This is a genomic window from Methylobacterium sp. CCH5-D2 (genome assembly GCF_001556475.1).
Lineage (GTDB): Bacteria > Pseudomonadota > Alphaproteobacteria > Rhizobiales > Beijerinckiaceae > Methylobacterium > Methylobacterium hispanicum.
The window spans coordinates 1-12699 of sequence record NZ_LSIX01000911.1 but is presented as its reverse complement, the minus strand read 5'-3'; the positions used below and the strand labels follow the sequence as shown (position 1 = coordinate 12699).

Below are 12699 nucleotides of genomic sequence, written 5' to 3'. Positions count from 1 at the left end.
TTTCTGCGAAAGCAGACCTCTCCCTATGGGAGAGGGGACCCGCGCTTCGTCCTGAAACGTTGCGTCGAACCGAACGCTTCAACCGGAAACGGTGTGAGGCCCTGCCTCAGTTCGCCGTCGCGCCGTCCTTCTCGGTCGTGCCCGGCACGATCGTGGCGCCGCCGATCACCCGCACGGTGCGCTTGCCCTCCGGCGGATCCTTCCAGCCCGCATCCGCGGACTTCTCGGCCGGCTTGTCGGCGGGCTTCGCGTCCGCCGCCTTGGGCGTCTGTGCGGCGGGCATGGACGGGCCCCTCGGCGCATCGGCCTTCGGATCGACCTTGGCCGACTCGGTCGCGGGGGCCTCCGGCTTGGATGCCGCGGGCGCGGCCGGCCGCGGCGCCTCGGGCGTCAGGCGGGCGGCGGGCTTCTCGGGCGGCTTGACGTCGGAGAGGCGGGGGCTCGCAGCCTTCTCACCGGGCACGGCGGTGCGGGCGGTCCGGCGCGGCGCGGCCTGACGGGTGGCCGTGTCCGGGTTCAGGCCGAGGGGGTTGCCGCCCGGATCGGCCACGGAGGCCTCGCGGGCCGCCTCGCGGGCCGCCTCACGGCGCGCGGGCTCGTGGGCGCGCGGTGTGACGGGCGGTAGCGGGCGCGCCGGATAGGCGCCGCGCTCCTCCGGCATCGGGATGCGGCTGGGCGGCACCAGACCCTCGGCCTCCTGCGCCCGCGACGGCCTGCGGGCGGGGCCGTAATCCTCCTCGGTCCAGCCGTAGCCCGGCACAGGACGCCCGAGCGCGACCGGCGCGTCGAGGCGCTGGCGCCCGACGATCGCGCCGCTGTCCGGCGCGACGACGAGGCGGACCCGGTCGCCGCGCGGGTCGAAGGCCTCCACGACGTAGGCGCGACCGTCGAAGCGCGGGCGGCCGATGCCGGTGAAGCCGCGGTCGCTCAGGCGCCAGGCGACCGCGCGCGGGGGCAGGATCTCGTCCTCGAAGACGTACTGGGCCTGAGCCGAGAGAGCCGATCCGGCCAGCAGGGCGCACGCGGCCGCGGCCGCGCGCAGGCCTGCTCCGAGCCGGCGACGGGTGGAACGACGGCCTGTACCGCTTCGCGGACTCGTCTGCATGCGCGTCTCGATCTGTCTCACGCTCTGCCGGGCCGGCGGGTCGCTTCGACCGGCACGGCCCCGGACCGTTGGATCGGGTCCGGGGCCCGTACGCGCAGGGTCGTTGCCCCGCATGCCGCTTGTGCTCGGCAAGGTTTCGTTAACCAGCAGATTCGGGCGAGAATGCGGGGCGCGCGATCCGGCCACGCGCCAGCCTCTGCCGGGCCGCCGCGATCCGGCGCGCAGTTGGGCAGGCCCGCGCCTGCGGCAAGGGGGCGTGCGTGACAAAGCGCACCCCTCTTGCTGGAACGATTGGAATCTGTCAGTTTGCGGTTTTAGGACAGTACGGCTGTCCCATTTGTCGGCGGGCGCCCCCCGGGTGCCCATGTCCTGGGCAGAGGTGTCGGTCACGTGCGCGTCGCGACGTCGAAACACATCCGCAAGCCGATCGCCGCTCCGGCGATTCGGGCCCACGCCGGCTGAAGACGGGCTGGTGGCGAGCCCGCGGGTCGGCGGGCGCTTCCCCAGGGAAGAACCGGTCTAACCCGACGAGACGAATTGACAGGCCCGGCATCGATTGATGTTCGGGCATGAAACATGCTGGCCTCCGGGCGGATCGCCTGGACAGTCGGATCGAACGGGATGGAAGATCAGGGCATGGCAGCTTTCGGCGAGACGAACACGGCTCCGGCGCCGCGCGGCGGTCCGGCTCCGCTCATCGTGCGCGATCCGGCCCTGCCGAAAGCCCAGGGCGCCTACGACCCCGCGCACGAGCGCGACGCCTGCGGTGTCGGCTTCGTCGCCGACATGCGGGACCGCCGCACGCATTCCATCGTCGAGCAGGGTCTCAACATCCTGGAAAACCTCGACCACCGCGGGGCGGTCGGCGCCGACCCGAAGATGGGCGACGGCTGCGGCATCCTCACCCAGATCCCGCACGCCTTCTTCGCGGAGGAGTGCTCGCGCCTCGGCTTCGAGCTGCCCCCAGCCGGGCAGTACGCCGTCGGCCAGCTCTTCCTGCCGAAGGAGGAAGAGGCCCGCCGCATCGTCGAGGAGCTGGTCACGCAGGCGCTCGCCGACGAGGGCCTGCCGCTGCTCGGCTGGCGCGACGTGCCTGTCGATCCGTCCGATCTCGGCAAGGCCGTGCTGGAGACCGAGCCGGCCCACCGGCAGGTCTTCATCGGCCGCCCGGCGACGGTCGCCGACGAGGATGCCTTCGAGCGCCGCGTCTACGTTGCCCGCAAGGTGATCTCGAACAAGGTCTATAAGGCCGGCGACCCGCGCCTGATGGCGTTCTATCCCGTGTCGGTGTCGAGCCGCACCATCGTCTACAAGGGCATGGTGCTGGTGACGCAGCTCGGCGGCTACTTCCTCGACCTGAAGGACGAGCGCTACGTCTCGGCGCTGGCCCTGGTGCACCAGCGCTTCGCCACCAACACCTTCCCGACCTGGCGCCTGTCGCACCCCTACCGGATGGTCGCGCATAACGGCGAGATCAACACGCTGCGCGGCAACGTGAACTGGATGGCGGCGCGCCAGGCCAGCGTCGATTCGGAGCTGTTCGGCAACGACATCTCGAAGCTCTGGCCGATCTCCTACGAGGGCCAATCCGACACCGCCTGCTTCGACAACGCGCTCGAGTTCCTGGTGCAGGGCGGCTACCCGCTCGCCCACGCCATGATGATGCTGATCCCGGAGGCCTGGGCCGGCAACCCGCTGATGAGCGAGGAGCGGCGTGCCTTCTACGAGTACCACGCTGCCCTGATGGAGCCATGGGATGGGCCGGCCGCCGTCTGCTTCACGGACGGCCGCCAGATCGGCGCGACGCTCGACCGCAACGGCCTGCGCCCTGCCCGCTACATCGTCACGGATGACGGGCTGGTGGTGCTCGCCTCCGAGATGGGCACCCTGCCGATCCCGGACGAGAAGATCGTCGAGTCCTGGCGCCTGCAGCCGGGCCGTATGCTGCTGATCGACCTCCAGAAGGGCCGCATCGTCTCCGACGAGGAGATCAAGGGCGAACTCGCCGCAGCCCACCCCTACGGTGACTGGGTGAAGAACACCCAGATCGTGCTGGAGGAGTTGCGCCCGGTGCAGCCCCGCGAGTCGCGCTCGGACGTCAGCCTGCTCGATCGCCAGCAGGCCTTCGGCTACACCCAGGAGGACCTGAAGCTCCTGATGCAGCCCATGGCCGTGACCGGCCAGGAGGCGGTGGGCTCTATGGGCTCGGACACGCCGCTGCCCGCCCTCTCCGACAAGCCGAAGCCGCTCTACAGCTACTTCAAGCAAAATTTCGCACAGGTCACCAACCCGCCGATCGACCCGATCCGCGAGGAGGCCGTGATGAGCCTCGTCTCGTTCATCGGGCCCCGGCCAAACATCCTCGACATGGAGGGGGCCTCGCGCCGCAAGCGGCTCGAGGTGCGCCAGCCGATCCTGACGAACGGCGACCTCGAGAAGATCCGCTCGATCTCCCATTTTGAGGACCGCTTCGACACCAAGACCCTCGACATCACCTACCCGGCCGAGACGGGTGCGGCGGCGATGGAGGGCGCGCTCGACCGGCTCTGCGACCGGGCCGAGGTCGCGGTGCGCGGCGGTTACAACATCATCATCCTGTCGGACCGCGCGGTCGGGCCGGACCGGATTCCGATCCCGGCGCTGCTGGCGACCGCGGCCGTGCACAACTACCTGATCCGGAAGGGGCTTCGCACCTCGGTCGGCCTCGTGGTCGAGTCGGGCGAGCCGCGCGAGGTGCACCACTTCGCGTGTCTGGCCGGCTACGGCGCCGAGGCGATCAACCCCTACCTCGCCTTCGAGACGCTGCTGGCGATGAAGGACGAGTACCCGCCGGACCTCGTCGATGACGAGATCATCTACCGCTACATCAAGTCGATCGATAAGGGCCTGCTCAAGGTGATGTCCAAGATGGGCATCTCGACCTACCAGTCCTATTGCGGCGCGCAGATCTTCGACGCGATCGGCCTGAACTCGTCCTTCGTCGAGCGGGACTTCTTCGGCACCGCGACGATGATCGAGGGCGTCGGCATGGCCGAGGTCGCAGAGGAGACGGCACGCCGTCACCGCGACGCCTTCGGGGACGCGCCGATCTACCGGCACGCCCTCGATGTGGGCGGCGAGTATGCCTATCGGCTCCGCGGCGAGACCCACACCTGGACGCCAGACACCGTCGCGACGCTCCAGCACGCCGTCCGCCTCGGCCTGCCCGAGCGCTACCGCGAGTTCGCCCGCCTCGTGAACGAGGAGGAAACGCACCTCAAGACGCTCCGCGGCCTGTTCAAGATCAAGTCGGCGGCCGAGCTCGGCCGCGATCCGGTCTCGATCGACGCGGTGGAGCCCGCGGCCGAGATCGTCAAGCGCTTCGCCACGGGCGCGATGTCCTACGGCTCGATCTCGAAGGAGGCGCACGAGACGCTCGCCATCGCGCTGAACTCCTTCGGCGGCCGCTCGAACTCGGGCGAGGGCGGCGAGGAGGTCGAGCGCTTCAAGCCCTTGCCGGACGGGCGCTCGCGCCGCTCGGCGATCAAGCAGGTGGCCTCCGGCCGCTTCGGCGTCACGACCGAGTACCTCGTCAACGCCGACATGATGCAGATCAAGGTCGCGCAGGGCGCCAAGCCCGGCGAGGGCGGCCAGCTGCCCGGCCACAAGGTCGACGCCAAGATCGCCAAGGTCCGCTACGCGACGCCCGGCGTCGGCCTTATCTCGCCGCCGCCCCACCACGACATCTACTCGATCGAAGATCTGGCCCAGCTGATCTTCGACCTGAAGAACGTGAACCCGGCGGCTGACGTGTCCGTGAAGCTCGTCTCCGAGGTCGGCGTCGGCACGGTCGCGGCGGGCGTCGCCAAGGCGCGCGCCGATCACATCACGATCTCCGGCTTCGACGGCGGCACGGGCGCGGCCCCGCTCACCTCGATCAAGCACGCGGGCGGCCCCTGGGAGACGGGTCTGGCCGAGACGCAGCAGACGCTGGTGCTCAACCACCTGCGCGGCCGCGTCGCGCTGCAGGCCGACGGCGGCATCCGCACCGGCCGGGACGTGCTGATCGCGGCGCTCCTCGGCGCCGACCAGTACGGCTTCTCGACCGCGCCGCTGATCGCGGCGGGCTGCATCATGATGCGCAAGTGCCACCTCAACACCTGTCCGGTCGGTGTCGCCACCCAGGATCCGGTGCTGCGCAAGCGCTTCAAGGGCACGCCCGAGCACGTGGTGAACTACTTCTTCTACGTGGCGGAGGAGCTGCGCGAGCTGCTCGCCGCCATGGGCTTCACGAAGCTCGAGGACGTGGTCGGCCGCTCGGACTTCCTCGACAAGCGGGAGGCCATCGCCCACTGGAAGGCGCGCGGCCTCGACTTCTCGAAGCTGTTCCACCGGCCCGATGTCGGCCCCGAGGTGGCGATCCGCCATGTCGAGACCCAGCACCACCCGATCGACACCGTGCTCGACCGGCGCCTGCTGGCGAAAGCGCAAGGCGCGATCGAGACCGGCACGCCGGTGGTGATCGAGGAGGTGATCAAGAACTCGGACCGGGCCGCGGGCGCGATGCTCTCCGGCGCGGTGGCGAAGGCGCACGGCCACGAGGGGCTACCGGACGATACCATCGTGGTGAAGCTCCGCGGCACCTCGGGCCAGAGCTTCGGCGCCTGGGTCGCGGCCGGCGTCACCATCGAGCTCACCGGCCACGGCAACGACTACATCGGCAAGGGGCTTTCGGGCGGCAAGCTGATCATCCGCCCGAGCGAGGCGCTGAAGTCGGCGGAAGGCCGCACCATCATGGCCGGCAACACGGTCCTGTACGGGGCGATCGCGGGCGAGTGCTACATCCGCGGCTCCGCGGGCGAGCGCTTCGCCGTGCGCAACTCCGGTGCCATCGCGGTGGTCGAGGGCATGGGCGACCACGGCTGCGAGTACATGACCGGCGGCGTCGTGGTGTCGATCGGCGAGACGGGCCGCAACTTCGCGGCCGGCATGTCGGGCGGCCTCGCCTACGTGCTGGACGAGGACGGCTCGTTCTCGAAGCGCTGCAACCTCTCGATGGTCGATCTGGAGCCCGTGGAGGAGGAGGACGATCTGATGCGCCGCTTCCACCAGGACGGCGACCTGGAGACCAAGGGGCGCGTCGATATCCTGGCCGACATGTCGGGCCACGACGAGGAGCGACTGAGCCAGCTGCTCACCAACCATCTCAAGTACACGGGCAGCCCCCGGGCCAAGGCGATCCTCGACGACTGGGCGAACTACCGCACCAAGTTCGTGAAGGTGATGCCGGTGGAGTACCGCCGGGCGCTGCGCGAGATGGAGATGGCGCGGATGCCGGTGGCGGCCGAGTAGGCATCGCCAGACGACCGGGCGGTTCGCCGCCCGGTCACGCGCTCAGGATATTGGACGATGCGGGCGGCGCAGTCGGGAGACGCGCGGGCCCAGGGGCTGACCGATGGGCAAGATCACGGGTTTCCTCGAATTCGACCGGCAGGAGCAGAAGTACCAGCTCGCCGCCGACCGGATCCGGCACTTCCGCGAGTTCACGCTGCCGCTCGACGAGCATGACCTCACCAAGCAGGCGGCGCGCTGCATGGATTGCGGCATCCCGTTCTGTCACGGGCCCACGGGCTGCCCGGTGCACAACCAGATCCCGGATTGGAACGACCTCGTCTTCCAGTCGGACTGGGAGGAGGCCGCGCGCAACCTGCACTCCACCAACAACTTTCCCGAGTTCACCGGCCGCGTCTGCCCCGCCCCCTGCGAGGAGGCCTGCACGCTGAACCTCGAGAACCAGCCGGTCGCCATCAAGACGATCGAGCAGGCGATCGCCGACCGGGCCTGGAACATGGGCTGGGTGAAGCCCGAGCCGGCCGAGACCCGCACGGGCAAGCGCGTGGCGATTGTCGGCTCGGGCCCGGCCGGCATGGCCGCCGCCCAGCAGCTCGCCCGCGTCGGGCACGACGTGCACGTCTTCGAGCGGGAGCCGAAGGCCGGCGGCCTGCTTCGCTACGGCATCCCGGACTTCAAGATGGAGAAGCGCCACATCGACCGGCGCGTGAAGCAGATGGAGGCCGAGGGCGTCGTCTTCCACTACAACCAGAACATCGGCGTGACGAAGTCCGTCGAGGAGCTGAAGGCCGAGTTCGACGCCGTGATGTTCTGCGGCGGCGCCGAGGACCCGCGCAACCCGCAATTGCCGAACCAGGACTTGGAGGGCGTGCACTACGCGATGCCCTACCTCGTCCAGTCGAACCGGCGCGTGGCCGCCGAGCCGATGCCGGGCAACGGCGAGCCGCCGATCGTCGCGGCTGGCAAGAACGTCGTCGTCATCGGCGGCGGCGACACGGCCTCCGACTGCGTCGGCACCGCCTTCCGCCAGGGCGCGCTCTCGGTTACGCAGCTCGACATCCGCCCCCGCCCGCCGGAGCGCGAGGACAAGCTCTCGGTGTGGCCCTACTGGCCGACCAAGATGCGGACTTCGTCGAGCCAGGCCGAAGGTGCCGAGCGCGAGTTCCAGGCCGCCACTTTGCGGCTGGAGGCCAACAAGAAGGGCCGCGTCACCGGCGTGGTCTGCGCGCGCGTGGATGAGAAGCGCCAGCCGATCCCCGGCACCGAGTTCGTGCTGCCGGCCGACCTCGTCTTCATGGCGATCGGCTTCGCGGGCTCGGTCCAGAAGGGGCTGCTGGAGCAGTCCGGCGTCGCGATGACGAAGCGCGGCAACATCGAGGCGAACGACGAGGATTACCGCACCTCCGACCCGAAGGTCTGGGCGGCGGGCGACATGCGCCGCGGCCAGTCCCTGATCGTCTGGGCGATCCGCGAGGGCCGCCAGGCGGCCCGCGCCATCGACGAGCACCTGATGGGCGCGACGATCCTGCCGCGGTAAGGTCCGGGGATCCCAAAGGGCCCGAGGCCCTTTCGGCGCCTAGAGGCGCTGCAGGCGGGGTCCCGGGGCGCGCAGCCCCGGGATTGAAAGCTCCGCCCCCGCTCTGCCGGGGCGGAGCTTTCAAAAGCAGGGTTTCACCCCGCACCCACGAAAGGCCTCAGGCCTTTCGAAACCGGGACCTATCCCGGCGGCCAGCGGAAGTCGTCGGCGCGGCCGGGCTGCGGCATGGGGGCGGTGCCGCGCTGCAGGGCGCGGTCAACGTTGCCGGAGGGGTCGCCGTCCTGCGGGCGCCCGCTGATCAGCGCGCCGCCGGGCGAAATCTCGGCGCGGCCGAGCGGCACCACCGGCCCTGCGGCGGCCTTCACCGGCAGGGCCGGGATTCCGGGCGGCTCGGGCAGGCTCGGCAGCATCGCGGTGATCTGGCGGTCGATCGCCGCCACGTCGTCGAGCTTGGCCGGTGCCCCGTCGAGGGCGGGGCCCGGCGCGGCCGAGACCGCGGCGGGCGCCTCCGGCGTCGGCGCGGCGTTCCCCATCAGGCGCTTCAGTTCCACATCAACGAAGTGGGCGAGCTTGCGCGCGCCCGCATGGGTGAAGTGCACGCCGTCCGAGGTGCGCAGCTTCGCCGTCTGGCCTTCGAGATCGGGACCCGACGCGGTGTAGCGGTTGCGGTCGTCCACGAAGCCCGGCCAGACATCGACCCAGATGCCGCCCTCGCGCTGGACCACCTCGCGGACGATGTCGTTGATCGCCGCGAGGTCCCGGGTGAGGCTCTCGCTGCGCATCGGCGGTGCGCTTACCCAGATCAGCGGCAGCTTGCGGCCGCGGAACACGTTCACCAGCGCGGCGGCGCGGGCGCGGTAGATCTCGCGCCAGCGCTCGCTCAGTGGCTCGACGCTTTCCTCGCCCTCACGGATCGCCTGCCGGTCGTTGGCACCCAGCATCACCACCGCGTAGGCGACCTTCGGACTGGCCTTCAGGTAATCCTCCGCCGCCTTCGGCCAATCGACGACATCGCGGCGCACGAGGCCGCTGTCACCCTTGGCGCGGTCGATCACGGCGACGTCGGCGTTGTCCTCGAACACGTCGTCGAGGCCGCGGCTGAGATGGTCCGCGAGCGAGTCGCCGAACACCGCGATCTGGATGTTCGGTTCCGTCTTGGCGACCGCGGGCTTCGGCGGCGCGGCGGGGGCCGACCGCGTCTGGCGCTTCACGGCGGGCCGGCTCCCCTCGGAGGAGCGCGTCGTCTCTGCCGGGCGCGGACGCGGGCGCCGATAGGCCGGCTCGGCGGCGGGGGGCTGCGCCTGCGGCTGCGGGCGGTCCTCCCAGGGCCAGTAGAACTGGCGCGGCGCCTCCTGGGGCGGCGCGTAGCGGCGCGGCGGCGGCCGATAGGCGTCGTCGCGGGCGTAATAGGAGTCGCGGGGCCGGCGTCGGGGCGCGTCGTAGCTGTCACCCCACTGCGCATGCACCGGCGTCCCACCGAGCGGGAGGCTCCCGCCCGCCAGGATCGTGGCCAGGAGCAGGGCCGACAGGGGCCGGCCGTTCCGGCGAGGCCTGCTACGCGTCATCGACCCTCCTTCACCGGCCGTGAGCCGACCTCGGGCCGGAGCATAGCCGAGGTGCAGGACCGCGTCTCGGCCCCGGCCGTCACCCGGGGCGATCGCCGCCGACGACCCCACGCCCCCACCGAAATCCGGGCGCGCCGCAGGCGGGCCCGGGATCCGTGCACACCGCAGCGGCAGGACGGAGCAGGACGGTGTCCATGGAGCCCGGGTTCCGCCGACGCGGCCACGGAATGCCGGCGGAAGAGAACCGAAGCGTCGATACCCAAGAACGACCTGCGCATGCCCCTGCCGGCGCCGTCCCGGAAGCCCTCACATGTTCGGGTAGTTCGGCCCGCCCGGTCCTTCCGGCGTGACCCAGTTGATGTTCTGGTTCGGGTCCTTGATATCGCAGGTCTTGCAGTGGACGCAGTTCTGCGCGTTGATCTGGTATCGCACGCCGCCCTGGGCCGCCGCGTCCTCCACCCACTCGTAGACGCCCGCCGGGCAATAGCGCGCGCTCGGCCCCCCGAAGACGTCGTGCTCGGACGACTTCTGCAGGCCGGGATCCTTGACCTGCAGATGGGGCGGCTGGTCCTCCTCATGGTTCGTGTTCGAGAGGTAGACCGAGGAGAGCCGGTCGAAGGTGAGTTTGCCGTCGGGCTTCGGGTAGACGATCGGCGTCACCTCCGAGAGCGGCTTCAGGCAGGCGTGATCCGGCTTGCCGTGGGAGAGCGTGCCGAAGGGCGAGGCGTCGAGGATGGTGTTCGACCACATGTCGAGCCCGCCAAGGCCGACGCCGACCAGCGTGCCGTACTTGGACCAGAGCGGCTTGACGTTGCGCACGCGCTTCAGGTCCAGCCCGATCGGGCTGTCGCGCCAGCCGCGATCGTAGGCGGCGAGCTCGTCGCCCTGGCGTCCGGCCTTGAGCGCCTCGCCGATCGCGTCCGCGGCCTGGATGCCGGAGAGCACCGCGTTGTGCGAGCCCTTGATGCGCGGCACGTTCACGAAACCGGCCGAGTCCCCGACGAGGCAACCGCCCGGGAAGACGAGCTTCGGCACCGACTGCCAGCCGCCCTCCATGATGGCGCGCGCGCCGTAGCCGATGCGCTTGGCGCCCTCGAAGGTCTCGGCGATCATCGGATGGGTCTTGAAGCGCTGGAACTCCTCGAACGGCGACAGGGTCGGGTTCTCGTAGTTCAGGTGCGTGACGAAGCCGACCGAGAGGAGATGGTCGTCGAAATGGTAGAGCCAGGAGCCGCCTCCGGCCTTGTTGGGCAGGGGCCAGCCCATCGTGTGCTGGACGAGGCCGGGCTCGAACTTGCCCGGCGCCAGCTGCCACAACTCCTTCACGCCGAGCCCGTACTTCTGGTGGTCGCGGCCGGCGTTGAGCTTGAAACGGTCGATCAGGGTCTTGGTGAGCGAGCCGCGGGCGCCCTCGCCGAAGATCGTGTACTTGCCGCGAAGCTCCATGCCGCGGGTGTAGTCGTCGCGCGGATCGCCCGAGCGGCCGATGCCGAGATCGCCCGTGGCGACGCCGATGACCGCGCCGCGCTCGTCGTAGAGCACCTCGGCGGCCGGGAAGCCCGGATAGATCTCGACGCCGAGCGCCTCGGCCCTGGCGCCCAGATACTTCGTCACGTTCGAGAGCGAGCCGACGAAGTTGCCGTGGTTCGACATCAGCTTGGGGAAGAACACGTTCGGCAGGGTGACGCCGCTGTTCTTGGTCAGGAACATGAACTCGTCGCGCTCGACGGCGGTCTTGAGCGGACGCTCGGGGTCGTCGCGCCAGTCCGGCACCAGGAGATCGAGGCCGGACGGGTCGATCACCGCGCCCGAGAGGATGTGGGCGCCGACCTCGGAGCCCTTCTCCACCACGACGACGCTGATCTCCTCGCCGGCTTCGGCGGCGCGCTGCTTCAGGCGGATCGCCGCGGCGAGACCCGCCGGCCCCGCGCCGACGATCACCACGTCGAAATCCATGCCCTCGCGTTCGGGTAGCGCCATCGTCCGTGTCTCCTGCCTCTCCGTCGGCCTTCGGCCTTATCGTTCGTGCGCGATGGTCTCGACCCGGTCGCGCTCGCTCTCAACCCGTTCTAAGGTAGGATGGCAAGCCGCGCCTGGCAGGTGAGGCGTGCCATCCTGCCGCCTCCTGTCACCCCGGCACCCGCGTTGTCCACAGGCTCATGACACCCCACATCGGCCTCATGACGTCCCCCGCCGACGCGCAGCACGACCTGATCGCCTATCTGGACTTCCACGCGGAGTCCGGCGTCGACGCGGCCCTGGACGAGCGCCCGCACGATCGCTTCGGCGAGGCCGACGCGCCGGCGCCGCGCCGCGCCGCGCCTCAGGCCGCGCCTCAGGCCGCGCTCCAGCCGGCGCGCCCGGCCCTGCCGCCACGGGGCGAGGCACCGCCGCCGGCCCGGCCGTCGCCGCAGCGCACCTTCGGCCAGTCGGCCTCCGCCAAGCCCGACGAGGCCGCGAGCGACGCCCGCGCCCGGGCGCGGGCGGCCGGAACGCTCGCGGAGCTGGAGGCCATCCTGCGTGACTTCGACGCCTGCCCGCTGCGCTTCACGGCCAAGAACCTCGTCTTCGCCGATGGCAACCCGGCGGCCCGGGTGATGTTCGTGGGCGAGGCGCCGGGCGCCGACGAGGACCGGGTCGGCAAGCCGTTCATGGGCCGTTCCGGCCAGCTCCTCGACCGGATGATGAAGGCGATCGGCCTCGACCGCACGGAGGCCTACGTCGCCAACATCGTACCCTGGCGGCCGCCCGGCAACCGCAATCCGACCCCGCAGGAGGTCTCGGTCTGCAAACCCTTCATCGAGCGGCAGATCGAGCTGGTCGATCCCGACCTCGTCGTGTGCCTCGGCAGCCCCTCGACGCAGACGCTGACCGGCACGAAGGACGGCATCCTGAAGGCGCGCGGGCGCTTCTTCCCCTATCGGCTGCCGAACCGCGAGGTGCGGGCGCTCGCGACCCTGCATCCAGCCTACCTGCTGCGCCAGCCCGTGCAGAAGCGGCTGGCCTGGCGGGACTTCCGGCTCGTGCGCGCCGCGCTCGACGGAAAGGCTTGACCGTACGGGGGAACCGGGGCTTTTGCCGGGCCATTACTAACGGTCGCCGGTCCTCCGGCGGTGCGGCAGGTAGCCGCCGGGAGACCGGCGGCGTGGCAGGTGACCGCC

Annotated in this window: 6 protein-coding genes; 3 read left to right on the top strand and 3 right to left on the bottom strand. The window is 70.6% G+C overall.

Annotation, left to right across the window (positions count from 1 at the left end; translation table 11 throughout):
- Nucleotides 1–106: 106 nt before the first annotated feature.
- Complete coding sequence (locus AX737_RS24635) at nucleotides 107–1105, bottom strand: PepSY domain-containing protein (protein ID WP_066925910.1); 999 nt, start codon at nucleotides 1103–1105, stop codon at nucleotides 107–109.
- A 636-nt stretch (nucleotides 1106–1741) separates the two neighbouring features.
- On the opposite strand from AX737_RS24635, the gene gltB reads away from it, so the two are divergent.
- A complete protein-coding gene (gene gltB, locus AX737_RS24630) occupies nucleotides 1742–6436 on the top strand; it encodes a glutamate synthase large subunit (protein ID WP_197430709.1) in 4695 nt (1564 codons plus the stop codon).
- 103 nt (nucleotides 6437–6539) lie between these two features.
- Nucleotides 6540–7973 carry a glutamate synthase subunit beta gene (locus AX737_RS24625; protein ID WP_066925905.1) on the top strand — a complete coding sequence of 478 codons (1434 nt, stop codon included), beginning with the start codon at nucleotides 6540–6542 and terminating at the stop codon, nucleotides 7971–7973.
- Nucleotides 7974–8152: 179 nt separating this feature from the next.
- Here AX737_RS24625 and AX737_RS24620 read toward each other — a convergent pair whose 3' ends face one another.
- Both AX737_RS24620 and AX737_RS24615 read right to left on the bottom strand, forming a co-directional pair.
- Nucleotides 8153–9538, bottom strand: coding sequence for an SGNH family hydrolase (locus AX737_RS24620; RefSeq protein ID WP_066925902.1), 1386 nt, complete (start codon nucleotides 9536–9538; stop codon nucleotides 8153–8155).
- Nucleotides 9539–9844: 306 nt separating this feature from the next.
- Complete coding sequence (locus AX737_RS24615) at nucleotides 9845–11518, bottom strand: electron transfer flavoprotein-ubiquinone oxidoreductase (RefSeq protein ID WP_066925899.1); 1674 nt, start codon at nucleotides 11516–11518, stop codon at nucleotides 9845–9847.
- Between the two features lie 200 nt (nucleotides 11519–11718).
- Between AX737_RS24615 and AX737_RS24610 the strand changes: the two genes are divergently transcribed.
- A complete protein-coding gene (locus AX737_RS24610; protein WP_066925895.1) occupies nucleotides 11719–12591 on the top strand; it encodes a uracil-DNA glycosylase in 873 nt (290 codons plus the stop codon).
- Nucleotides 12592–12699 lie beyond the last annotated feature (108 nt).